26 protein-coding genes and 1 pseudogene are annotated in these 23484 nt (G+C 66.9%); 7 read left to right on the top strand and 20 right to left on the bottom strand.

All coding sequences use genetic code 11. The annotated features are described in order from the left end of the window. Positions 1-29: 29 nt before the first annotated feature. From AC2IR1_RS20215 to AC2IR1_RS20200, 4 genes are all read right to left on the bottom strand, one after another. Positions 30-1583 carry a Ppx/GppA family phosphatase gene (locus AC2IR1_RS20215; RefSeq protein WP_486473775.1) on the bottom strand — a complete coding sequence of 518 codons (1554 nt, stop codon included), beginning with the start codon at positions 1581-1583 and terminating at the stop codon, positions 30-32. Between the two features lie 55 nt (positions 1584-1638). Next, positions 1639-3819: an RNA degradosome polyphosphate kinase gene (locus AC2IR1_RS20210; protein WP_486473774.1), complete on the bottom strand. Its 2181-nt coding sequence runs from the start codon at positions 3817-3819 to the stop codon at positions 1639-1641. 76 nt (positions 3820-3895) lie between these two features. After that, complete coding sequence (locus AC2IR1_RS20205; RefSeq protein WP_486473773.1) at positions 3896-4594, bottom strand: DnaA/Hda family protein; 699 nt, start codon at positions 4592-4594, stop codon at positions 3896-3898. A gap of 4 nt (positions 4595-4598) precedes the next feature. Beyond that, positions 4599-5690, bottom strand: a complete 1092-nt coding sequence (locus AC2IR1_RS20200) for an AI-2E family transporter (protein ID WP_486473772.1) — start codon at positions 5688-5690, stop codon at positions 4599-4601. A gap of 153 nt (positions 5691-5843) precedes the next feature. Here AC2IR1_RS20200 and proS point away from each other — a divergent pair, with 153 nt between their 5' ends. Together proS and AC2IR1_RS20190 are read left to right on the top strand one after the other, a co-directional pair. Next, entirely contained in the window at positions 5844-7181 is a 1338-nt protein-coding gene (gene proS, locus AC2IR1_RS20195) for a proline--tRNA ligase (RefSeq protein ID WP_486473771.1), read from the top strand. A 272-nt stretch (positions 7182-7453) separates the two neighbouring features. After that, positions 7454-7897, top strand: coding sequence for a bleomycin resistance protein (locus tag AC2IR1_RS20190; protein ID WP_486473770.1), 444 nt, complete (start codon positions 7454-7456; stop codon positions 7895-7897). Here the strand turns inward: AC2IR1_RS20190 and AC2IR1_RS20185 are convergent. The 15 genes and pseudogenes from AC2IR1_RS20185 to AC2IR1_RS20115 form a co-directional block, all read right to left on the bottom strand. Continuing rightward, positions 7891-8835 (bottom strand): 2-hydroxyacid dehydrogenase, encoded by a 945-nt coding sequence (locus tag AC2IR1_RS20185; RefSeq protein WP_486473769.1) that lies wholly within the window; start codon positions 8833-8835, stop codon positions 7891-7893. The genes AC2IR1_RS20190 and AC2IR1_RS20185 overlap by 7 nt on opposite strands. A 319-nt stretch (positions 8836-9154) precedes the next feature. Further along, positions 9155-9946 (bottom strand): annotated as a pseudogene (gene trmD, locus AC2IR1_RS20180) (tRNA (guanosine(37)-N1)-methyltransferase TrmD); the annotation flags it as partial. Between the two features lie 95 nt (positions 9947-10041). Further along, entirely contained in the window at positions 10042-10869 is an 828-nt protein-coding gene (locus AC2IR1_RS20175; protein WP_486473768.1) for a hypothetical protein, read from the bottom strand. 211 nt (positions 10870-11080) lie between these two features. Beyond that, positions 11081-11605 carry a ribosome maturation factor RimM gene (gene rimM, locus AC2IR1_RS20170; RefSeq protein WP_486473767.1) on the bottom strand — a complete coding sequence of 175 codons (525 nt, stop codon included), beginning with the start codon at positions 11603-11605 and terminating at the stop codon, positions 11081-11083. Between the two features lie 117 nt (positions 11606-11722). Then, the gene (locus AC2IR1_RS20165; RefSeq protein WP_486473766.1) at positions 11723-11857 is read right to left on the bottom strand and encodes a hypothetical protein; all 135 of its coding nucleotides are present in this window, start codon (positions 11855-11857) and stop codon (positions 11723-11725) included. Positions 11858-12146: 289 nt separating this feature from the next. After that, on the bottom strand, positions 12147-13244 hold the full coding sequence (locus AC2IR1_RS20160; protein ID WP_486473765.1) for a tRNA-dihydrouridine synthase: 1098 nt from the start codon (positions 13242-13244) through the stop codon (positions 12147-12149). A 285-nt stretch (positions 13245-13529) separates the two neighbouring features. Further along, positions 13530-13895, bottom strand: a complete 366-nt coding sequence (gene rpsP / locus AC2IR1_RS20155) for a 30S ribosomal protein S16 (protein ID WP_486473764.1) — start codon at positions 13893-13895, stop codon at positions 13530-13532. A gap of 240 nt (positions 13896-14135) precedes the next feature. After that, complete coding sequence (locus AC2IR1_RS20150) at positions 14136-14435, bottom strand: chorismate mutase (RefSeq protein WP_486473763.1); 300 nt, start codon at positions 14433-14435, stop codon at positions 14136-14138. Beyond that, positions 14428-15042: a GNAT family N-acetyltransferase gene (locus AC2IR1_RS20145; protein WP_486473762.1), complete on the bottom strand. Its 615-nt coding sequence runs from the start codon at positions 15040-15042 to the stop codon at positions 14428-14430. The genes AC2IR1_RS20150 and AC2IR1_RS20145 overlap by 8 nt, the downstream gene beginning before the upstream one ends. Next, entirely contained in the window at positions 15039-15593 is a 555-nt protein-coding gene (locus AC2IR1_RS20140; protein WP_486473761.1) for a GNAT family N-acetyltransferase, read from the bottom strand. The genes AC2IR1_RS20145 and AC2IR1_RS20140 overlap by 4 nt, the downstream gene beginning before the upstream one ends. Continuing rightward, positions 15590-16138, bottom strand: coding sequence for a GNAT family N-acetyltransferase (locus AC2IR1_RS20135; protein WP_486473760.1), 549 nt, complete (start codon positions 16136-16138; stop codon positions 15590-15592). The genes AC2IR1_RS20140 and AC2IR1_RS20135 overlap by 4 nt, the downstream gene beginning before the upstream one ends. Beyond that, positions 16135-16692, bottom strand: coding sequence for a GNAT family N-acetyltransferase (locus AC2IR1_RS20130; protein ID WP_486473759.1), 558 nt, complete (start codon positions 16690-16692; stop codon positions 16135-16137). Before AC2IR1_RS20130 ends, AC2IR1_RS20135 begins: the two co-directional genes overlap by 4 nt. Further along, the gene (locus AC2IR1_RS20125) at positions 16689-16889 is read right to left on the bottom strand and encodes a hypothetical protein (protein ID WP_486473758.1); all 201 of its coding nucleotides are present in this window, start codon (positions 16887-16889) and stop codon (positions 16689-16691) included. Before AC2IR1_RS20125 ends, AC2IR1_RS20130 begins: the two co-directional genes overlap by 4 nt. Before the next feature lies 1 nt (position 16890). Next, the gene (gene ffh, locus AC2IR1_RS20120; RefSeq protein WP_486473757.1) at positions 16891-18417 is read right to left on the bottom strand and encodes a signal recognition particle protein; all 1527 of its coding nucleotides are present in this window, start codon (positions 18415-18417) and stop codon (positions 16891-16893) included. Between the two features lie 502 nt (positions 18418-18919). After that, positions 18920-19093 carry a hypothetical protein gene (locus AC2IR1_RS20115; protein WP_486473756.1) on the bottom strand — a complete coding sequence of 58 codons (174 nt, stop codon included), beginning with the start codon at positions 19091-19093 and terminating at the stop codon, positions 18920-18922. A 224-nt stretch (positions 19094-19317) separates the two neighbouring features. On the opposite strand from AC2IR1_RS20115, the gene AC2IR1_RS20110 reads away from it, so the two are divergent. Beyond that, positions 19318-20205 (top strand): LysR family transcriptional regulator, encoded by an 888-nt coding sequence (locus AC2IR1_RS20110; protein ID WP_486473755.1) that lies wholly within the window; start codon positions 19318-19320, stop codon positions 20203-20205. 245 nt (positions 20206-20450) lie between these two features. Then, a complete protein-coding gene (locus AC2IR1_RS20105; RefSeq protein ID WP_486476442.1) occupies positions 20451-21338 on the top strand; it encodes a DMT family transporter in 888 nt (295 codons plus the stop codon). 44 nt (positions 21339-21382) lie between these two features. On the opposite strand, the gene AC2IR1_RS20100 is transcribed toward AC2IR1_RS20105, so the two are convergent. Next, positions 21383-21730: an ArsR/SmtB family transcription factor gene (locus tag AC2IR1_RS20100; RefSeq protein WP_486473754.1), complete on the bottom strand. Its 348-nt coding sequence runs from the start codon at positions 21728-21730 to the stop codon at positions 21383-21385. A gap of 319 nt (positions 21731-22049) precedes the next feature. Between AC2IR1_RS20100 and AC2IR1_RS20095 the strand changes: the two genes are divergently transcribed. The 3 genes from AC2IR1_RS20095 (at position 22050) to AC2IR1_RS20085 (ending at position 23459) form a co-directional block, all read left to right on the top strand. Then, positions 22050-22385, top strand: coding sequence for an AtpZ/AtpI family protein (locus tag AC2IR1_RS20095; protein WP_486473753.1), 336 nt, complete (start codon positions 22050-22052; stop codon positions 22383-22385). Positions 22386-22387: 2 nt separating this feature from the next. Then, the gene (locus AC2IR1_RS20090; RefSeq protein ID WP_486473752.1) at positions 22388-23149 is read left to right on the top strand and encodes a F0F1 ATP synthase subunit A; all 762 of its coding nucleotides are present in this window, start codon (positions 22388-22390) and stop codon (positions 23147-23149) included. Positions 23150-23222: 73 nt separating this feature from the next. Further along, entirely contained in the window at positions 23223-23459 is a 237-nt protein-coding gene (locus AC2IR1_RS20085; protein WP_010142019.1) for a F0F1 ATP synthase subunit C, read from the top strand. Positions 23460-23484 lie beyond the last annotated feature (25 nt).

Here is a 23484-nt window from a genome sequence, read left to right as displayed (position 1 = left end):
CGCCAGATCAGCGCCAGATCAGCGCCAATTCAACTCCGCGTGGCACCGAGCTTCAGCGAAACCTCTGCCTTGAGCGAGGAGGCGAGCGAGCGGAAGCGCGCATCGGCGACTTCACCGAAAAGCGGCCAGTGCCCCTCGGTTAGTTGCAGCTCCAGCACCTTTTTCTTGGGGAACCAGCGCAGCAGGCCGATTTCGGTGTCCTTCTCGGGCCAGATCATCGCGCCGAACCGCATGGCCTTGCCGAGGATTTCCGCCTGCAGCTTCTCGTCATCGGTCAGCAGCGAGAAGAGATCGTCGTACTTCGTGCCTTCCCGCCGGTTGCGGTAGCGATGCAGCAGCGCGAGGCCCAGGAAGATCCGTTCGGAATGTTTCAGCCCGCCCAGGTTGGCGCGGGTGGCATTGTCGAAGCAGACTTCTGCCCGGTAATCGGGGTGGGCGCGCCAGGTCACGTCATGCAGCAGGCAGGCGGCCTTGACCAGGCGCAGGCGCTCCGGCTTCCAGGACTTGAAGAGCGGCAGGATGAAATCGTAGAGCGTGCGGCCGAAGCCGGGCAGGCGGGCGTCCTTCTTTTCGGCGAAGCGGCAGCTTTCGATCAGGGGATCGCGGTCGCGCAGCTTCTGCGGCATCTGTTCGTAGAGCAGGCCTTCGCGGATCCCGTAGGAGGACACGGCGATGTCGTGAGGCTTGTAGCGCTTGACCACTTCCAGCAGCACTTCGGAGGCCAGTGGCACCAGCCCCATCCGGGTGGAGGACAGCGAACAACGCTTGCGCAGGGCGTCCAGGTCCTGATCCGCGATCCAGGCGACGGTGTCGCGCACCTGCTTGGCGGTCATCCGGTATTCGTGCAGCACGTGCAGGGGATATCCGCGTCGTTCCATGTCGATCCGGGCGATGGCACGCCAGGACCCGCCGACGAGGAACAGGCGGTTGCGGTCCGCGGGGATCACCTCTGCCAGCTTGTCGACCTCTGCCTTGATGTAGGCGCGGCGGCCCTTCTTGCCGCCCTTGATGTCGGCCAGTTTCAGCGGCCCCAGGGGCGAGGTCTGGCGGTCGCCCACCTGGCCATCCATGATCCGCGCCAGTTCCATCGAGGAGCCGCCGATATCGCAGACCAGGCCATAGGCGCCGGGCCAGCCCAGCAGGACACCCTGGGCCGACAGGCGGGCCTCTTCGTCTCCACCGATGACATGGAGCTTCAGCCCGGTTTCGCGTTCCACCAGGCTGGCGAATTCGGGGCCGTCTTCGGCATCGCGCACGGCGGCGGTGGCCACGGCGGACAGCGGGGTCGCATCCATCCCGTGGGCCAGCAGCTGGAACCGGTGGATCGCGGCCAGGGCGCGGCGGCGGCCTTCGGGGTTCAGCTTGCCGGTTTCGGACAGGCCGGCGCCCAGGCCGCACATGATCTTTTCGTTGAAGAAATAGGCCGGGCTGCGTGCCGCCCCGTCGAAGACGACGAGCCGGACGGAGTTCGAGCCGACATCCACCACGCCGACGCGGCTGAGCGCGCGGGCTTCGGGATCGTCAAAGAGCGGGCGGCCGAAGGGCCCCCATTCGGCAGTGGCAGGAAGGTTGTCCCCATCCATGAGCGGTGCCCCTCCGGGTAGTCTCATCCCATATGCGCAAAGCCGGGGGCCGCGGTCAACCTGCGGACTGATCGTGTGTCAGCCGCACAACATCCGCGGCACCGGCAGACCCGCGGCCGGAGAGCGACGGGTTCTCCATGAAGAACCGGTGGCAGTTGAAGGCGGTTCCATCGGTGGGGCGATCCGCGCGCAGGAAGCGGCCGTCGGGCTGCATGACCCAGCTTTGTTCGGTGTCGTGCAGGTTGGCGGCCATGATCTGGCGCACGATCTGGTCCTTCACCGTCTGGTTCTTGCATTCCACCAGGGTTTCCACGCGGCGGTTGAGGTTGCGCCCCATCCAGTCGGCGGAGGAGAAGAACACCCGGCAATCGGCGGCGGGCAGGCCGCGCCCGTTGCCGAAGCAGACGATGCGCGAATGTTCCAGGAAGCGGCCGACGATGGATTTCACGCGGATATTGGGCGACAGACCCGCGATTCCCGGGCGCAGGCCGCAGATACCGCGGATCACCAGGTCGATCTTCACCCCCGCCTGGCCCGCGGCATAGAGCGCGTCGATCACGTCCGGTTCGATGAGGGAGTTCATCTTGGCCCAGATGGCGGCGGGGCGTCCGGCGCGGGCGTGCTCGGCCTCCTCCCCTATCATGCGGATCAGGTCGGCTTTCATCGTCAGCGGCGAGATCGACAGGTTTTCCAGCCTCTCAGGCTGGGCATAGCCGGAAAGGTAGTTGAAGACCCGGGTGGCATCGCGGCCCAGTTCCGCATCGCAGGTGAAGAACGACAGGTCGGTGTAGATCCGTGCGGTGATCGGGTGGTAGTTGCCGGTGCCGTAGTGGGTATAGGTCACCAGTTCGTCCCCCTCGCGCCGGACGACGGAGCTGATCTTGGCGTGGGTCTTCCAGTCGACGAAGCCGTAGACCACATGCGCGCCGGAGCGTTCCAGGCGCCGCGACTGGTGGATGTTGGCGGCCTCGTCGAAGCGGGCCTTCAGTTCCACCAGGGCGGTGACGGATTTGCCCTCCTCCGCTGCCTCGCACAGGGCGGCCACGATGGGAGAGTTCTTCGACGTGCGGTAGAGCGTCTGCTTGATCGCCACCACGTCGGGATCCTGCGCCGCCTGGGTCAGGAAGCGGATCACCATGTCGAAGGTTTCATAGGGGTGATGCAGCAGCATGTCCTTTTGCCGGATCGCCGCGAACATGTCGCCTTCGTGGTCGGTGACCCGTTCGGGCACACGCGGCGTGAACTTGGGCCAGAGCAGGTCGGGCCGGTCGTCGACCACCAGTTCCGACAGGGAGGACATGCCGATCAGCCCGTCGACCTCTATCACCTCGTCGCCGGTGACGCGCAGCTCGTGCTTGATCACGCGGGTCAGCTGCTCCGGCGCGCCGGAGGACATCTTCAGGCGGACCACCTCGCCGCGGCGGCGGCGTTTCAGGGCGGTTTCGAATTCCCGCACCAGGTCTTCGGCCTCTTCCTCGATCTCCAGGTCGCTGTCGCGCAGCACGCGGAAGGTGCAGTGGCCGACATCGCGGTAACCGGGGAAGAGCCGGTCGAGGAAGACCAGCAGGACCTCTTCCAGCGGGACGAAGCGCAGGGCGCCTTCGGGGGCGGGCAGGCGCAGGAAGCGGTCGATCTGATGCGGGATCGGCAGCAGCGCCTGCAGGGGGCGCCGGTCGCGCTTGCGTTCCAGTTGCAGCGCGAGGGAGAAGCCCAGGTTCGGGATGAAGGGGAAGGGGTGCGCCGGGTCGATGGCCAGCGGCGACAGCACGGGGAAGATCCGCGTCAGGAAGATCCGGTCGAGGTGGGTCAGGTCCTCTTCGGTGAGCTGGTCGCGCAGCAGGATGAAGATGTTTTCCGCCGTCATCAGCCCGTTGAGGTCTTCGAGCACCTTTTGCTGATGCAGCATCAGGTTCCGGGCGTCCTCGTTGATCTTCACCAGCTGTTCGGCCGGGGTCATGCCATCGGCCGCCGGGTTGGTGTTGCCGGCCTTGGCCAGTTCGCGCAGGCCGGCGACGCGGACGGTGTAGAATTCATCCAGGTTGGTGGCGCTGATCGACAAAAAGCGCAGCCGTTCCAGCAGGGGCACCGCCGGGTTTTCCGCCTCTTCCAGGACCCGCCAGTTGAAGCCCAGCCAGCTGAGTTCACGGTTGTGGAACCGCTGCGGGCTGCTGGAGTCGAGCTCCGGCATGGAGACCGGGGCGGGGGCGGGACGGTTGAGGAAGTCGGAGTCGATCATGTCGCCTGAATGGGGGAAAAACGTAACGGTTTCTTAAGGCATAAAAACGGTATCCGGCCTTTCGGACGGTCCGAGGTTACGCCTTCCCGGAGGCAGCTTCCAGACGCTCCAGCACTTTTGCGGCCATGGTGCGGGTGACGGGCCGCTTTTCGGCCAGCGACTGGGCGTCGAGCGCGGCGGCCATGGCGCGGGCCGCGGTGAAGGAGCGTTCGATCCGCTTCAGCAGGAAGGGGATCACGTCTGGGCCGGGGATCACCTGCCGTTCGGCAAAGAACTTGGTCAGCAGGGCGCCCAGCAGCTCGTCATCGGGGGCCTGTAGGCCGACGGTGGGGCAGGCCTGCATGCGGGAGGCGAGATCGGGCAGGGCCAGCGGCCAGCGGGAGGGCGGCGTGGGCGCGGTGACCAGCAGCATGTTGCCCTCTGCCAGGGTCAGGTTGTGCAGGTGAAAGAGCGCCTCTTCGGCCTGGGCATCCCCGGCGATCATCGGCACGTCCTCGACGGCGACGCAGCCACGCGCCAGCGCGGGCACGTCGACGCAGGCAAGATCGCGGGCGGAGATGACGGCGGCGCGGGCGCGTTCGGCCCAGATGTGGGTCAGGTGCGTCTTGCCGGACCCTTTGGGCCCGGTCAGCGCCATCTTGCGGGCGGACCATCCGTCGGGCCAGCTTTCGAGCATGGCGAAGGCGACCTGGTTGGACGTTCCGAGGATGAAATCCTCGCGCGTCATGCGGCCCGGCGGGATCCGCAGGTCGAGGGGTTTCTGCTCCTGCGTCATGCCCTCAGTCCTGCTGCTCGGCCGGAGCATCATCCCAGGGCCGGTCGCTGACGCCGCGATACAGGCTGCTTTGCCGGTACTGGCGGATCATGAAGCGGGCGAGCACACCGATGGCCGCGGCCAGGGGCACGGCGGCCAGCATGCCGACGAAGCCGAAGAGGGAGCCGAAGACGGAAAGGGCGAAGATCAGCCAGACCGGGTGCAGGCCCACCGAGGATCCGACGAGCTTGGGCGTCAGGAAGTTGCCCTCGACCACCTGGCCGATGACGAAGATGCCGATGACGATGCCGATGTGTAGCCAGTCGCCCCAGAACTGGAAGAAGGCCAGCCCGATGGCCAGCACGCCCCCGGTCAGCGCGCCGACATAGGGGATGAAGGTCAGCAGGCCCGCCACGGCGCCGATCACCAGGCCGAAGTTCAGCCCCGCCAGCATCAGCGCGCCAGCGTAGTAGGTGCCCAGGATCAGGCAGACGGAGCCCATGCCGCGGATGAAGCCCGCAAGGGTGCGGTCGATTTCGCCGGCCAGGGCGCGGATCGTCTCGGCGTGATCGCGGGGCAGCAGGCTGTCGATTTCGGCCACCATGTTGTCCCAGTCGAACAGCAGGTAGAAGGCCACGACGGGCACGATGACGAAGAGCGTCACGATGGAGATCAGCGAGCCCACGGAGGCCAGCGCGGTATTGAGCAGTTCGCCGCCCTTCGAGCTGATTGTTTCGCCGACGGCGGAAAGCGACTGCCGCAGGACCGAGTCGGTTTCCAGCAACTGGGGGAATCGCTCCGTCAGGAAGGTCTGCAGGTTCTGGAACAGGTCGGGGGCGGTGTTGAACAGGTCGAGCGACTGGTTGATCGCCATCGGCAGAACCAGCAGCGCCGCCAGGATGAAGATGACCAGCGCGCCGATGGTGATGATCGCGGTGGCCAGCGCACGCGATGCGCCCAGTTTTTCAAGCTTGTCCGCGACCGGGTCGAGGAAATAGGCGATGGCCATGCCCAGCAGGAAGGGCATGATGACGTTGCCCAGCCACCAGAGCGCGAAGAGGAACACCGCCGCGGCGATGCCCCAGTACTTGAGCTGCTTGCGGACGGGCAAGGCCAACGACTCCTCCGGACGGTTTAGCTCTATCTCGCCCTGAAACGGGCATTTTTCAAGCGAAGAACCGCGAGAATAGCGCGTGGATCCGCCTGTGGGGCATTGCCGGGCCGCCCCGCATTCAATAAATCAGGGCCGATCCATGATAGAGAGGCCACCATGCGTCTGTCCCGCTACTTCCTGCCCGTGCTCAAGGAGACGCCTGCCGAGGCGCAGATCGCCAGCCACCGCCTGATGCTGCGGGCCGGCATGATCAAGCAGGCCTCCGCCGGCATCTACTACTGGCTGCCGATGGGCTTCAAGATCCTGAGGAAGCTGGAAAACATCGTCCACGAGGAACAGCAGCGCGCGGGCCATATCCCGCTGCAGATGCCGACGCTGCAATCTGCCGACCTGTGGAAGGAATCGGGCCGCTACGATGCCTATGGCCCTGAAATGCTGCGCATCCGCGACCGGCAGGACCGTGACATGCTCTATGGTCCGACCAACGAGGAAGCGATCACCGACATCTTCCGCAGCTACGTGAAGTCCTACAAGGACCTGCCGCTGACGCTGTACCAGATCCAGTGGAAGTTCCGCGACGAGATCCGCCCGCGCTTCGGCGTGATGCGGGGCCGCGAGTTCTACATGAAGGACGGCTACAACTTCGACCTGACCAAGGAAGATGCGCTGCACGCCTACAACCGCCACCTGGTGAGCTACCTGCGCACCTACGAGCGGATGGGCCTGCAGGCGATCCCGATGCGCGCCGATTCGGGCCCCATCGGCGGGGAGAACACCCATGAGTTCCTGGTGCTGGCCGACACGGGCGAGTCGGAGGTCTTCTACGATGCGGAAATCACCGATCTGACCTTTGGCGACCGTGAGATTGATTACGACAATGTCGAGCAATGTCAGGCGGTTCTGGAGGAGTTCACCAGCCGTTACGCGCGCACCGACGAGACCCACGACGAAGCCATCTTCGCCGAGGTTCCCGAGGAGCGCCGCCGCACTGCGCGGGGCATCGAAGTGGGCCAGATCTTCTACTTCGGCACCAAGTATTCCGAGGCCATGGGCGCCACGGTGCAGGGGCCGGACGGCAAGCAGGTGCCGGTCCACATGGGCTCCCACGGGATCGGCGTCAGCCGCCTGATCGGCGCCATCATCGAGGCCAACCACGACGACAAGGGCATCATCTGGCCCGAGGGTGTCACCCCCTTCCACGTCGGCATCGTGAACCTGAAGACCGGCGACGAAGAGGCCGATGCGGCCTGCGAGGAGATCTACAAGGCCTTTGAAAAGAAGGGGTTGGAGCCGCTTTACGACGACCGCGACGAGCGCGCGGGCGGCAAGTTCGCCACCATGGACCTGATCGGTCTGCCCTGGCGCATCACCGTCGGCCCGCGGGGCCTCAAGAACGGCGTGGTCGAGCTGACCTGCCGCCGGACGGGCGAGAGCGAGGAGATGGCACCGGAAGCGGCCATCGAGAAGGTGGTGGCGGTTTACGCCAACCTCTGACGCCCGTTCCGTCCGCGACCGGGGGAGCCTCCGGCGGGGATATTTGGGCCAGAAAATGGGAGGGCGGTGCCGCGATGCGCCGCCCTTTTCGCATCTGGCAAGGTTTTGTCAGCAAAGGTTAAGGCTTTGGCCGAGGACCGGACGGGATGTCGGTTTAACGTCGGTATTCCGTCGGTATCACGGCGGTAGGGTCATTTGCCCGGGGTGAAGGTTAACAGGGCGCGCGGCAGCGGGCCGGAAAGCCCGCGCAACGCGCGGTGGGAGGAACGGGAATGTCGAATGCGCTGGTGCCGGAACTGTCGGTGACGGATTGCGCGGCCTCGATGCGGTTCTATTGCGAGCTGCTTGGCTTCGCGGTGCGCTACGCCCGGCCGGAGGAGGGGTTTTGCTACCTCGAACGGGAGGGGGCGGAAATCATGCTGGACCAGATCGGGACAGGGCGGGATTTCGACGACGGGCACATGCCCGGGGCGCGGCCCTTCGGGCGGGGGGTGAACCTGCAGATCGAGGTCACTGCGCTGGCGCCGATGCTGGCGGCGCTGGAGGGCGCGGGGGTGGCGCTGTTCCTTGGCCCGGAGGAGCGGTGGTACCGGGTGGGCGCCGAGGAGGGCGGGAACCGCCAGTTCGTCGTGGCGGATCCCGATGGCTACCTGCTGCGCTTCTTCGAGGACATGGGGCGGAGGCCCGCGGCGCCCGGGACTGAGCCGGGTCAGTAACCCCGGCTGCGGTCGACGAGGAAGCGGAAGGGTTCGCCCGCCTCGCCACGTTCGACGTTTTCCGCGATGATCCGGGAGGCCGTCAGCGCGCGGGTTTCCGAGGCGATATGCGGGCAGACCGTGACCTTCGGATGCGCCCAGAAGGGGTGATCGGCGGGCAGGGGCTCTTCGCGGAAGACATCGAGGGTGGCATGGTCGAGATGGCCGCTGTCGAGCGCGGCGATGAGCGCCTCGTCCACGATGAGGGGCCCGCGCCCGGGGTTGAGGATCACCGCGCCCCGGGGCAGCTGCGCCAGTCGGGCGGCATCGAGCAGGTCGGTGGTTTCCGGGGTCAGCGGCAGCAGCAGCACGAGGATCTGCGCGGTGGAGAGCGCCTGATCGAGGCCCTCGGGGCCTGCGAGGCAGGTGATGCCTTCGACCTCCTTCTGCGTGCGCGACCAGCCGGTGACGGGGAAGCCGAGGGAGGCAAGGGTGCCTGCGCAGGCGGCGCCCAGCTCCCCCAGGCCCAGCACGGTGACGGGGCGTTCCTCTGCCAGGGGCGGGACCAGTTTCGCCGCCTCCCAGTCGCCATCCTGATGGGCCAGGAAATGGTCGATCCGCATGTGGTGGCGCAGGCTGTGGGCGGTGACCCATTCGACCATGCCCCGGGTCAGCCCGTGATCCACCATCCGGCAGAGCGGCTGGGTCAGGGTCTGGTTGCCGGTGATCGCTTCTACCCCGGCCCAGAGGTTCAGCACCGCCTTGCAGCGGGTGTAGGGGGTGAAATCCTGCAGCGGGGAATTGGGCGCGTAGACGATGTAATCGACGCTTGCCGGGTCCGTGCCCGCGATATCGGCGGTCAGGGTCACCTGGCGCCCGGTATCGGCGAAGGCCTGACGCAGGGGCGCTTCGTATTCGGTCCAGCGCTGATCGGTGGCGGCGAAAAGGACGGTGGTCATGGAAGGCTCCCCTTGGACTGAGCGCGGAGGCTAGCAGCGTGCCGCGGGGATGCCAAACAGGTTGCGGCCCGCGTCAGGGGCTCGGGGCTGGGGCCCGGGTCCGGGGCTCGGGTCTGGGGCGTGCGGATCAGCGGCGCCCGAGGCGCAGCAGCTGGGCCAGGGCGCGGAAGGGGTTGGCGGGCAGGGCCGCGGCGTCTTCCCGGTCGCGCAGGGCCCGGGCGAGGGGGGCGAGGTCGGGCGCCTCTGCCTCGATATAGGTGGCGAGGGTGGCGGCATCGCTGACCTCTCGCACCGCGTCGTCCAGCAGCCCTTCGCGGGAGGCCGCCCAGAGGTCGGGACGGCGGGTGCGGGTGATGCGTTCCGACATCTCCTGCCGCCATTTGGCGATGGCGCCGTGGTTGCCGGACATGATGACATCGGGGATTTTCAGGCCGTTCCATTCCGGCGGCCGGGTGTACTGGGGGTGTTCCAGCATGCCGTCGGAGAAGCTTTCCTCCACCGTGGAATCGGCATTGCCGAGGACGCCGGGCAGCAGGCGCACGGTGGCGTCGAGCATGGCCTGGGCCGCCGGTTCGCCCCCCGTCATGACGAAATCGCCAAGGGAGACTTCCTGGATGCGGTAGTGCTGCAGCACCCGTTCATCGAGGCCTTCGAAGCGGCCGCAGATCAGGGTGACACCCGGCGCGCGGGCCCAGTCGCGGGCCATCTGCTGATCAAAGCGGCGGCCCCGGGGGGACAGGTAGACCAGCGGGCGCGGCGCGCGGAAGAGGCGGTGCGCCTCTTCGATGGCGGCGCCCATGACATCGGCGCGCAGGACCATGCCCGCGCCGCCGCCGGCGGGCGTGTCATCGACATTGCGATGCTTGCCCAGCCCGTGTTCGCGCAGGGCGATCTTCTGCAGCTGCCAGAGCCCGTCGCGCAGGGCCTTTCCGGTGAGGCTTTCGCCCAGCAGGCCGGGGAAGGCGTCGGGCAGCAGGGTGATGATCTGCGCGGTCCAGACCCCGGCGAGGGTTTCGGGTTCATCCATCAGGCTGCGCGGTTTCAGCGAGGCGGAGATGGATTTGCGGCCATGGGATTTCAGCTCGCCCGAAAGGGGGGCGTGGGTTTTCATGCCCAGAGCCTTCGGCGCCGAAGCCCTGGGGCTGCCGTCCTGCGGATCATCGGGGGTCTGGGTCATGCTGCGTTCCTTTGTCGTCGGCGCGCGGTCTACCCCCTGCGGGTGGCGTCGATCAATGCCTGTTTGCGTCTCTCCAGCTGCTGCCGCGATCCGCCGGCCCGGTTGATCTGCAGGAACTGGTCCAGCAGGTCGGGCGGGAAGGCGCGGTTGCGGGGCTTTACCCGGTGCAGGCGGTCCCGCAGGGCGGGGGGCGTTTCGATCAGGTCGAGGAGCGGTGTGGCGGGGCCGAGGGGCAGGTCCGCAAGCGCCTCCAGCGGGCGGGAGAGGATGCGGGCGCCGGGCAGGTGGCGGGCGATCTCTGCCAGGTGCGCCTGCAGGTCGGCGCCGGGGTGCTGCTGATCGGCGTAGTCGGACAGGTCCAGCGTCATGCGGGTGTGGCGCAGGTGGTGGGCGTGGCAGGAGCGGACCCAGGGGTCGGCTTCGCGGGTGGAGAAATAGTAGATCTCTTCCGTGGGGGCCTCTCGCCAGGCGTGGCAGAGGCCGGCGCGCAGTCGCGACAGGAGCGGCCCGGCCAGGGGATATCCCAGGCGGCCGTCGCGCCCGGGGATCAGCCCGGAGAGGTCTTCGGCGCTGATCAGCAGGCAGCGCGGATCGTCGGGGTCGAGGGTGGCGAAAAGCCGGGCCGCTTCCTCCTCCACCTGGTCGAGCGCCCGGGTGGTGGCTTCGTCTTCGGGCACGGGTGGCGGAGCGGCCTTGGACGCGGGCGGCGGCGCGGGGGGCTGGCCGGGGATCGGCGGGTCATCGAAGGTGACGATAACGGAGCGGGTGGCCGGGGGCGCGGGCGGATCGCGCGCGGCATCCGGGCCCCGGCTGGCGATCTTTGCCGCCGCGCGGGCGGCCGCGCAGAGATCCTGCATGTCGTCCTTCAGAAGGATACGGGCAACGCGTGCCAGATGCCTGCGCCCGCGCCAGAGCATCCGTTGCACGGTGGAGGTGCCGGTCTTGTGGAACCCCGGATGAACTATCAGGCGTCGGCGACCGTCTATTGCGGGACCCTTTCACACGGCACTCGGTAACGAGACAGACAGAAACAAGCCGAAGAGTAACCGGGCAATCAGGACAAGTCGATCAGAACAGGCCTTCGGGCGGGTCGGCCACGATGCGGCCCGCGTCCAGGTCGACGGTGGGCACGGCATCATGGGTGAAGGGCAGCAACACGGTGGATTTCAGCCCCGGCCCGGCGATTTCCAGCAGGTCGCCCGCGCCGTGATCCATCACCGCGCGGATCCGGCCCAGGACGGTGCCGCCGGTGTCCACCACTTCCAGCCCGATCAGGTCGGCGTGGTAGAATTCATCATCGGGCAGCGCCGGAAGACGGTCGCGCGGCGCGAAGAGGCGCAGACCCTTAAGCGCATCGGCATCCTCTTTCGTTTCCACGCCGGACAGGCGCACGGCCAGGCCGTTCTTGATCGCGCGGGTCACGGTGAGGGAGAAGCTGCGGCTGCCGTCCTCCGTCGTCAGGGGCGCGTAGTCGGCGATGGTTTCGGGATCGGTGCAGAAGCTTTTCAGCCGCACTTCGCCCCGCACGCCGAAGGCGCCGGCGATGGCGCCGAGGCAGATGAGGTCGGGGCTGGGGCTTTCGGGATCGGACATGTGGTTCGGGCCTGGAATGCGGCGCCCCGCAGCGGGCTGCGGAGGCGGATGCCGGTCGCCGGATGCGGCCGGAGGGAACGGGTTTCAGCGATCTGACAAGAGATCCTGCAGGTGATCTTATTCGCAGAGGATGTCCGACGAAAGCTCCGGGTTGTCCAGACATTCCTGCGCGACGCGGTCCCGCTCGTAAACGATCCCCGCGAGGAAGGCGAGGCAGAGGAGGATCGGCAGGCGGAAGAGGCGAAACAGCATCCCAGGTCCCGAATTGTCCGCGTGGTGCGCGGCGGTACTGCCGCGCAGGTTGACCGGAGCGGTCGTCCTACGTGTTCAGATAGTCCGGAATCTGGACGGAAAAGTGGCAGGGCGCCGGTGAGGTGCGAAAAGGCGGGACTGCGAAAAGTCAGACAGGCACAAAGGCTTGTCGGTTGCCCGCCATCCGGGATGTGGGCCCGGATCGGAGGCTTTTGAGGGGCGTCGAGGCGGCGGCACTGGTGGCCGCCGCCCTGATGCATGGGCCGCCGGGGCGGCACGCGTGGGGCCGTCAGGCCGTTTTCTCGTATCCGCCGTTGTAGGCGTCGCTCTTCCGGCGGACCTGCGAATGTTCGACGATCCGGTCGCGGGCGATGCCGCGGAAATCCTCGATCGAGGTGTGGCCCTTGCGTTCCAGGTAATCGGCCAGGTCGGTCTTCAGTTCCTGGATCATCTTGATGCCGACGCCGCCGCTGCCCTTTTCCTCCATCGCGGCGGTGCAGACCTGCAGGTTGCCGGCGCCGTGGACGATGAAGTTGAAGGCCTCTCGGAAGCCCTTGATGCCGCCGATGCCGGAGATTGCCTGATCCGGATAGGCCTTGTTCAGGGAGGAGACGCGCTGCAGCGCCTGGTTGAGGATCGCCAGGCCGCCCTGGCCACCGGAGGTCACGAGGCCGTCGACCTCCACCTCAAATTTCAGGGTCTCGGGATCCATCAGCGGCAGCGAGGGGAAGGTGTTGCAAAGGGAGATCGCGGAGGCGCCGGCGTCATAGGCCACGCCCGCCGCTTCGACGAAGGAAGAGGTGGAGGGGGTCAGCTTGACCCAGATCGGCACATCGACGACTTCTTTCACCGCCTTGAGGATCGAGCGGATGACCTCTTCGTCGTTGGCGATATGGGCGCCCATGTCCTTGCGGTCCATGTGGGGGCAGGACAGGTTCAGTTCCAGCGCATCGCAGCCCACGCCGATGACGGCGGTGGCCAGCTTCTGCCAGTTCCGCATTTCCTCCTCGCTGCCGGCACCGGCCATGATCGAGGCGATGACCATGCGATCGGGGTAGGTTTCCTTGATCTCCTTCAGGTCGGGAAGCCATTGGTCCAGCGGCTGGTCCGAGATCAGTTCCCAGTTCCACGAAGAATGCGAGACGGTATCGGGCCGCTTGTTGCGCGAGACGTAGGGCTTTTCCTCGCTCGTGCGCTGGTAGATCGTCTTGGGCCCGGCGACGTTTTCGACCGGGTGAAGGCCGATCGTCTTGGTGACGACGCCGCCCCAGCCGGCGTCGAAGGCGCGCATGATCTTGGCCTTGCTTTCGGTCGGCGGCGCGGAGGCCAGAACGAACGGATTTACGAATTCGAGCCCGGTAAAGGTCGTCTTGAGCGAAATCGGCATGTCTCTTCCCCTTAGGTTTGAGAAAAGGGAACGGGCTTTTTACCAAACAGTCAAGAATTCCGTGGGCGTGACCGGGTTGGAGGGCGATTGCGCAACGTCAACCGGCACCTGTTGATCGAAACATGTGCAGAAGCGGGGGAAACGGGGCGCGCATGGCCCCGGGCGGGGCCTGCGGCGGCCCGGACAGAAGGTGGGGCCAGAAGGCGGGGCCCGGAAATGCGACCGCCCGGCACGAGGGCCGGGCGGTGCGAAAACCGATGCGATCCGGGGACCGCAGGCGCGGGATTACTCCGCTGCGGCTTCTTCGGAAGCTTCGGCTGCCTTGGCGGCCTTGGCTTCTGCGCGTTCCTGGGCGGCTTTGCCCGGGGTGCCCTTCTTGGGGTTGGAACGCTCTTTCTTCTCGACGATGCCGGCGGCTTCGAGGAAGCGTGCAACGCGGTCGGTCGGCTGGGCGCCCTGGCCGAGCCAGTACTGGATGCGCTCGATGTCGAGCTTCACGCGCTCTTCGCTGTCTTTCGGCAGCAGCGGGTTGTAGGTGCCCAGCTTCTCGATGAAGCGGCCGTCACGCGGCATGCGGCTGTCGGTTGCGACGACGCGGTAGAAGGGGCGCTTCTTGGAGCCGCCACGGGCGAGACGGATTTTCATGGCCATTGGTATTTCTCCTTGTAATGGCGTTCTGTGCTGCGGCCGGGGCCGCGGGGTTCTGGGTGGCGGGACCGGGGCGGCGGGGTGAACCCCGCCCTACGGGCCGTGCCGGGTAGGTTTGGCGGGGACCGCAGGGCGGCGGGGTGAACCCCGCCCTACGGGCCTTGCCGGGTTGGAAGGCGGAGTTGCCTCCGCCGGGTCTTCTCCGGTAGGGCGGGATTTCATCCCGCCTGCCCGGTGTGGGCGTCAGCCCTGGTGCTGCCGGTGATGCCGGATCACCTCCTGAATGATGAAATTCAGGAATTTCTTCGCGAATTCGGGATCGAGATCCGCTTCTGTCGCGAGGGTTTCGAGGCGGGCGATCTGCTCCTCCTCGCGGTTGGGGTCGGAGGGCGGAAGGTCGTGTTCCGCCTTCAGCTTGCCCACGGCCTGGGTGTGCTTGAACCGCTCCCCCAGGGTGTAGACGAGGATCGCATCCAGCCGGTCGATGGAGGCGCGGTGCTCCTTCAGCACCTGGGCGGCGCGGGCTGTGACATCATCAGTCAAGGGCGTATCCTTTCGGCTTGAAGAGGGGATCGGAGTAGGAGCGGATCTCCATCTCGATCCCGTCGGCAATCTGTCCCGACCGCAGGGTCGCGGGGGAGGGATGGCGGTAGCAGTGCTCATTGCCATCGACGGTGGCGGCGGCGGTATCGCGCGTGGCACCGAGGCGTTCGCACAGGCGGATGGAGGCGAGGTTCTTGGGGTCCACGTAGGACACCGCCCCGTCCCAGCCGAGGGTTTCGTAGAAGTAGTGGCGCGCGGCGTGGGTCGCTTCGAGCGCGTAGCCGTGGCCGGCGGTTTCCGGCCAGATGATCCAGGCCAGTTCCGGTTCGGGCCAGGTCGCGGGTTTCCAGCCGCCGGCCATGCCCAGGGGCTTGTCCGTCGCCTTGTCGTGCATGATCCACATGCCGTAGCCGCGGATCTGCCAGTGGCCGATTTCGGCGGCGTAGAGCATCCAGGTTTCATAGGCGTTCAGCGGCCCGCCCATGAAGCGCGAGCGGTAGGAGCTGAAGGTGGCCTTGAAATCCGGGTAGGCATCGGGCGTCGGGCCGCGCAGGATCAGGCGGTCGGTCTCGATCACGGGGATATCGGACAGGGGCAGACCGGTCATGCCGCACCTCCGGCCACCGAGGGGTGGCGGTAGACGTAGACGGTTTCCCCGAAGAACTCGGTCTTTTCGCGTTCCACGGTGGCGCCCAGCCGTTCGGCCAGCGCGCGGGAGCGGGTGTTGACCGGATCGATGTAGGAGATCAGCCGGTCGAGGCCCCAGGTGTCGGCGGCATACTGGCGCGCGGCCTGGGCCGCCTCGAAGGCAAGGCCACGGCCCTCGAAGCCTTCGTAGACGTGCCAGGACAGTTCCGGTTCGTCCCAGGCCAGCGGGTTGATCACGCCGATGCGGCCGGCGGTGGCGCCGGTCGCGCGGTCTTCCAGCGTCCAGATGCCGTAGCCGCGCCACATCCAGTGACCGATGGTATAGAGGTAGCCGCGCCAGACCTGGTGTTCGTCGGTTTCGGTGCCGCCGAGGAAGCGGGTGCGGTCCGCGTCGGCCAGGAAGGTCTTCAGCGGTTCGAAATCGCGGGCCTCGGGCGCGCGCAGGATCAGCCGTTCGGTTTCCAGAACGGGGATCGGCAGATCGTGGGTGCGTTGGCCGATGGCGGTCATGCGTAGGCCTCCGCGCCGCCTTCTTCCAGGGCGTCGGGCCCCGGGTGACGGTAGACATGCACGGGCGTGTCGTAGCCCGGGGGCGTGGCCATGCCATCGGGCGTGGCGCCAAGGCGGCGGGCCACCCCGGCGGAGCCGTGGTTGTCGGCATCCACGAGGGAGATCGCGGTGGTCCAGCCCAGCACGTCATAGGCGTACGCGCGGGCCGCCTCGGCCGCCTCGGTCGCGTATCCCTTGCCCTCGAACCCTTCGAAGAGGTCCCAGCCGATTTCGGCTTCGGGCCATTCCAGCGGTTTCCACAGGCCGACCATGCCGACGGTTTCGCCGGTCTCCGTCAGATCCACCATCCAGCGGCCATAGCCGTTGAGGTGCCAGTGCCCGATTTCGGTCGCCAGCTGGCGCCAGGCCATGGCGCGGGTCTTAGGCCCGCCGACGAAGGCGGAGCGGTCGGAGGCGTAGAAGGCCACGAGGATGTCGATGTCCTGCGGGCCGGGCGCGCGCAGGGTCAGGCGGGGCGTGGACAGGGTGGGGATGCGCATGGTCATTGCAGCCCCTCCAGCAGCCGGCGACCGGCGGCGGTGCGCGGCAGGTGGCGCCAGATCCGCAGATCGCCCGTCATGTGGTGGTGGAACATCCCTTCGGGCCGTGCGCCCAGCCGTTCCACCATGGCGACCGAGCGGTCGTTTTCGGGATCCACGAGGGAAATGCAGGAGGCCCAGCCCTTGTCCTGGAACAGCCAGTCGAGCACGGCGCGTGCCGCTTCGGTGGCGTAGCCCTTGCCCTCTGCCCCGTCCAGCAGCTGCCAGGACAGTTCCGGTTCCGGCCAGCCGCGCGGGTACCAGGGGCCGACCAGCCCGACGTCGAGGCCGGTGGCTTTGTCGATCACGGCGAAATGGCCGTAGCCGCGCAGGTGCCAGTGGCCGATGATGGTCGCGATGGACCACCAGGCGGCTTCCTCGTCCGGGTGCTGGTCGACGAAGCGACGGGCGCCGGGCATCAGGTAGGCGGCCTTCGCATCGAAGCCCGGCGAGGCGGGGGAGACGAGGCGCAGGCGCTCGGTCTCGATCACGGGCCATTCGGAGGTGGTGGAGGCGATCATGCGGCGTCCTCCCGCCCGGGGGCGCCGTTGTCGCCCTCGCCGTTGGCGGCGCGGGAGAGCAGGCCGCGCAGGTCATCTCCGGACACGCGCAGGCGCGCGGCCCCCGACACGCGCAGGTGCGCGGCCGGTGTCACCCGATGCGGGGTGACGAAGAGCGACGCGAAGCGGTCGCAGGAGATGAGGAGCGCGCCGGACATGTTACTTCTTCTTGCCGAAGCCCGAGAGGCCGGGAGGCAGGGCGCCGCCGCCGAGGCCGGGCAGCTTGCCCATGCCGCCGAGACCGCCGGGCATCTTGCCGCCCATGGCCTTGGCCGCCTCTTCCAGCGCCTTCGGGTCCATCTGGGAGGGGTCCATGCCTTCGGGCAGGCCGCCGCCCTTGCCCATCATCTGCTTCATGGCCTGTTTCATCATGCCACCTTTGCCCATCTTGCCCATCTTCTTCATCACGTCCGCCATCTGACGGTGCATCTTCAGAAGCTTGTTCAGGTCGGACACTTCGAGCCCGGCACCGGCCGCGATCCGCTTCTTGCGGGAGGCCTGCAGGAGCTGCGGATTGGCACGTTCCTTCTTGGTCATCGACTGGATCAGGGCGATCTGGCGGTGCAGGATCTTGTCGTCCATGCCGGCGGCCTCGGCCTGCTTGGCCATCTTGCCCATGCCCGGCATCATGCCCATGATCCCGTCCATGCCGCCCATCTTGAGCATCTGTTCGAGCTGCATCTTCAGGTCGTTCATGTTGAACTGACCCTTGGTGAAGCGCTTCATCATGCGCTCCGCCTGCTCGGCCTCGAAGACTTCCTGGGCCTTTTCGACCAGGGCGACGATATCGCCCATGCCGAGGATCCGTCCGGCGATCCGGTCGGGTTCGAAGGTTTCCAGGGCGTCCATCTTCTCGCCCAGGCCGACGAACTTGATGGGTTTGCCGGTGATGGCGCGCATCGAAAGCGCGGCGCCGCCGCGACCGTCGCCGTCCATCCGGGTGAGGACCACGCCGGAGATGCCGATGCGGTCGTCGAAGTTCTGTGCGGTGTGCACGGCGTCCTGGCCGGTCAGGCCGTCGACCACCAGCAGGGTTTCGCGCGGGTTCGCCACGTCGCGGACCGCCTCGACCTGGGCCATCAGTTCTTCGTCGATGGACAAGCGGCCTGCGGTGTCGAGCATGTAGACGTCATAGCCGCCGAGGGAGGCTTGCGTCTTGGCGCGCTTGGCGATGGCGACCGGGTCTTCGCCCTTGACGATGGGCAGGGTGTCGACGCCGATCTGGGTGCCGAGGATCGCCAGCTGTTCCATGGCCGCCGGGCGGTTGACGTCAAGCGAGGCCATCAGGACCTTCTTGCCGTCCCGCTCCTTCAGGCGCTTGGCCAGCTTGGCGGTGGTGGTCGTTTTACCGCCGCCCTGCAGGCCGACCATCAGGATCGGCGCGGGCGGGTTGTCGACCTTCAGCTTGCCGGGCTCGCCTTCGCCCGCCAGCACGCCGATCAGTTCGTCATGGACGATCTTGACGACCTGCTGGCCCGGGGTCACCGATTTGGTGACGGCGGCGCCGGTGGCTTTCTTTTCCACCGCCTTGATGAAGGAGCGCGCCACGGGCAGCGAGACGTCGGCCTCCAGCAGGGCGACGCGCACTTCGCGCAGGGCGGTTTTCACGTCCTCTTCGGAGAGGGCGCCGGCCTTGGTCAGTCGGTCGAAGACGCCGGAGAGGCGTTCGGATAGATTTTCAAACATGCCCCGGCCCTCCTTAGGCCTTCGTGAATGCGTTGCCCCCCATGTGGGTGGGGGAGGTGACCGGCTCAACCTCGGGCGGGCAATGACGGGCGCGGCACAAAGGCCAAGCGCACCAGTGGGCGCAACGCGCTGACTGGTGGCGATCCCCGCATGAGGCGATGGGACCGGAATCGTGCAGACTCCGGGAATACTGGCGCGCGTTTACGCGGGCAGGGCGGGGGAGTCAAGCGCGGCAGGCCGGCAGAGGGCGGGAAGGCGCAGCAAATACAGGTGGTAAATGGGGGGTGCCGTGGCGAGAGAGCCGGCAGGAGCCGTCACGATCCGGGGCGCATGGAAGGTGCAGAGAGGACGCGGAGAGGGCACGGTAAAATCGCGGCGGCGGGGCTGGCCCGGCCGTCTCGGGATCGCGTCCGGATCCCCGGTCTTCCCTCTGCCCTCCCTTCTGCGCGACGTCGGGCAGGGGCGGCCTGCCCGGCGGGGCCCCCGGCGAGAGGGCGGGCCCTCAGACCGGAGTGCTGTGATACCTGCGGCGGCGCGGCGTCGTCATGTCGTTGGCGTGCATCCCGCGCAGGATGGCGGCGTTCATTTCGAACGCCGAAGCCCAGAGCGTCATTCCTGCCATCCAGGTGTAGGCAGCGGCCTGGGCCGGGGTGAATGCCGGATAGAAGGCAAACATGGTCTTTCCTCCCAACATCCGGGGGATTGGACCTCCCCGGACAGTCCCGAGTATAGCAGAGCGGGCCCCGAAATCCTTGAGGTGGATCAACCATAGGTAAAATGACGTGCGTCACGGCACGATCGCCCTGCCCATTTGCGCATTACCTATTGCAAATTCGCACGCGAGAGGCTTGGAGTGTGTAGTGAAGTTATTCTCTGCACAGCAAGACGAGTTGGAGAGCGATGGACAACTGGGATGAGATCCGGACTGCCTACCAGGTGGCGCGCCTGGGCACCGTGTCGGGGGCGGCGGAAGTGCTGGGCGTGCACCATGCGACGGTGATCCGCCACATCGACGCGCTGGAAAAGCGCCTGGGCGTGAAGCTGTTCCAGCGGCACACGCGCGGCTACACGGCGACCGAGGCCGGGCAGGACCTGTTGCGGGTGGCCCAGGCGACCGATGACCAGTTCAGCCAGCTGTCGGCGCGGATCAAGGGCCGGGGCAACGAGGTGTCGGGCGAACTGGTGGTCACGACCATCGGCGGGCTGAGCCAGCTTCTGGTGCCGATCCTGGCGGGCTTCCAGGCCGAGTATCCGGATGTGCAGCTGCGCTACCTGACCTCGATGCGGCTGTTCCGGCTGGAATATGGCGAGGCTCATGTGGCGATCCGGGCCGGCAGCCCGCCGCAGCAGCCCGACAACGTCGTGCAACCCTTCCTGGCGCTGCGGTCGGCCATCTTCGGCAGCAAGGACTACATCGAACGCTTCGGCATGCCCGATATCCCGAACCGCATGGCGGGGCACCGTTTCGTCGGCCATGACGACCCGATGAGCCGCGCGCCCTTCGAGCAGTGGATGCGGGAAACCGTGCCGAGCCACCAGGTTGTCTTCCGTTCCGGCGACACGCGGGCGGTGCGGCAGGCGGTTCTGTCGGGCGTGGGCCTGGGTTTCCTGGGGACCTACGAATGCGCCGAGGCGAACAATATCGTCGAGGTCCATCCCCCGCTGCCCGAATGGGAAAGCCGTCTGTGGCTGGTCACCCACATGGACCTGCACCGCACGACCAAGGTGCAGGCCTTCCTGAAGTACCTGAAAGATCACACCAGCCATCTGCGCGATGTCGCGCTCTGATCCGGCGAACCTGAACCGCTGTACCTGATCGGGGGCGGCGGCGCGCGCGGGATTGAGCTGCTGTCCGGAAGCGTATACCGCATCCGGGCAGTCTGCGTCGGCGCCCCGGCGGACTGATCCCGGCATCTGCCGGCGGCAGGGACGCCTGGGGAGAGGAAGCCGGACCCGTGACAGCAAGAGCGAATGCAGTGACGCAGGCCCAGACGGGGTCAGGGTCGGGGTCACGGTCGAAACCGCGGCCGGACCTGCGGGCGGATCCGGCGGAGCGGCGGCGCGGCCACCTGGCGATGCTGGCCTTTTCCGCGATCGTCGCGGGCAGTTTCCCCCTGGGCGCGATGGCGACCCCCTTTGTCGATCCGGCCGCGCTGACGGCCCTGCGTCTGGTGCTTGCGGCGGCTGTGGTGGGCGGCGTCGCCCTGGCCGGGCCGGGCCTGCGCCGGGCACAGTTCCGGTCGCCCTGGCGCTACCTGCTGCTGGGCGGGCTTTTCGCCGCCTACTTCGCCCTGATGTTCGAGGGGCTGCGGACGGCCGACCCGGTATCGACCTCTGCCGTCTTCACGCTGGTGCCGCTGTTGTCGGCGGGCTTTGGCTACCTGATGCTGCGGCAGGTGGTGACAGGGCGCATCGCACTGGCGCTGAGCATCGGCGGGGCGGGGGCCGTCTGGGTGATCTTCCGGGGTGATCCCGGCGCCCTTCTGCGGTTCCACCTGGGGCGGGGGGAGCAGATCTATTTCATCGGCTGCCTGGCCCACGGCATCTATACCCCGCTGGTGGCGCGGCTGAACCGGGGGGAGCCGGCGCTGGCCTTCACCTTCGGCACGCTGGTGGCGGGGGCGCTGCTGATGATCGGCTGGGCCCTGCCGCAGATCCTGGCGACCGACTGGGCCAGCCTGCCGCCGATCGTCTGGATCACCCTGGTCTACGTGGCCGTCGGCGCCACGGCCGTCACCGGGACGCTGTTGCAGTTCGCCTCCTTCCGGCTGCCATCGGCCAAGGTGATGGCCTATACCTACCTGACGCCCAGCTGGGTGATCCTGTGGCAGGCGCTGCTGGGTCACGGCCTGCCCCCGCTGGCGATCTTTGGCGGCGTGGCCCTGACGGTGGTGGCGCTGCTGATCCTGCTGAAGGACTGACGGGCCTGTTGGTCAGGCGGTCAGTGGGGCAGGAGGCCTGTAGGTTAGGGCGCCTCTTCGGACGTGTCTTCCGGCGAGAGTTCCGTTTCCAGGAAACGTTCGAAGGCGTCGAGGTTGATTGCCTCGAACTGGCCGAAGCCCTGCATCCAGATGCTGGCCTCCCGCAGGGCGTCGGGCTGCAGCTTGCACCATTTCACCCGGCCGCGCTTTTCCTGCGTGATCAGCCCCGCGTTGGCCAGGATCACGAGGTGCTTGGAGATCGCCGCCAGCGACATCTCGAACGGGTCCGCCACGTCGGTGACGGCCATGTCGTCTTCGAGCAGCATCGACAGGATCGCCCGACGGGTCGGATCGGAGAGGGCCGCGAAGATGGTGTCGAGCGAGGGCGTCATGCCAAGGAGGTACGCCCCGGAGGCCCGCGCGGTCAACGCAGAAAGCTCAACCGGGGAGTTGAGCGTCGCCCCGCCCCGGCGCCCCCGGGAACCCCCTGAAAAGGCCGGAAAACCATGTTCAACCGAAAGGTTGAGAATGGCTTTTGGCGCCTCCGGTGCGGGGTTGCCGGGAAAACCCCTTGATCTGTCACGGAATGCGCCTGTCGTTATTGTTTGTTTTCAGGTCCTTGGGGCGGCCCTGGCCCATGCTTCACAAAGCGTTGACTCGCCTCCCCCCGGGCCGTAGCAAGTGGCTAACCAAAGCGGGGACCTCTCTGCCATGCCCGACCCGGATCACCGGACATCCCTGACGGATCTGGAAGCGCGGATCGCCGCGGCCAGGGGCGGACAGCAGAAAGAGGGCGCCTCGCACGGACAGGAACATTACTCCGCTGCCCAGGTGGGCTGGAGGATGGTGACGGAACTGGTGGCGGGTCTGCTGCTGGGCTTCGGGATCGGATACGGGCTGGACTGGCTCTTCGGCATTGCGCCGGCCATGATGATCCTCTTCACCCTCCTCGGCTTCGTGGCCGGAATGAAGACGATGATGCGCTCCGCTCAGGAGCTGCAGGAAAAACCGACCGGCACGACGTCCGGTGACGATGACGAGGGATAAGCATGGCGACTGAAGCGCACGGTGCAGAAGAAGGTTCCAGCCTGGTCTTCCACCCGATGGACCAGTTCATCGTGAAACCGCTCTTCGGCGGGACCGAGGTTCACTGGTACACGATCACCAACGTGACGCTGTGGATGGCGATCACCGTGCTGGCGATCGTGGCGCTGATGGTGCTGGCCACCTCCGGGCGCAACCGGGTTCCCTCCCGCGGGCAGTCGATGGCGGAAATGGCCTACGGCTTCGTCTACAAGATGATCGAGGACGTGACGGGCAAGGACGCGGTGCGCTTCTTCCCCTATGTCTTCACGCTGTTCATGTTCATCGTCTTCTCGAACCTGCTCGGCCTGCTGCCGATGTCCTTCACCACCACGTCGCACTTCGCCGTGACGATCGTGCTGGCGCTGGCCGTCTTCCTGACCGTGACCATCGTGGGCTTCGTCCTGCACGGTGCGCAGTTCCTCGGCCTCTTCTGGGTCTCCTCCGCGCCGCTGGCCGTCCGGCCGCTGCTGGCGCTGATCGAGGTGATTTCCTACTTCGTGCGGCCCGTCAGCCACTCCATTCGTCTTGCAGGCAACATGATGGCCGGCCACGCCGTCATCAAGGTCTTCGCCGGCTTCGCAGCCATTGCCGCGGTCTCGCCCGTTTCGATCATCGCCATCGTCGGCATGTACGGGCTGGAGATCCTGGTGGCCTTCATCCAGGCCTATGTCTTCACGATCCTGACCTGCGTGTATCTGAAGGACGCGCTGCATCCGGCTCACTAAGAACATCCGTAGGGTGGATGCCAATCCACCTTGCGATCCAATCCAGCCAATTCCAACGTAAGGAGAAAACGAGATGGAAGGCGATATCGCAGAACTGGGCAAGTACATCGGTGTTGGTCTGACCGCCATCGGCATGGGCGGCGCAGCCATGGGTGTGGGCAACGTGGCAGGCAACTTCCTGTCCGGCGCGCTCCGCAACCCCTCCGCAGCCGCGTCCCAAACCGCCACGCTGTTCATCGGCATGGCCTTCGCAGAAGCCCTGGGGATCTTCTCGTTCCTCGTCGCTCTGCTGCTGATGTTCGCCGTCTAAGACTGCCGGAACAGATCCTTACGCG

The sequence above is a fragment of the Pseudooceanicola sp. NS-SX8 genome (genome assembly GCF_057380755.1).
This window is presented reverse-complemented; position numbering and strand designations above follow the sequence as displayed.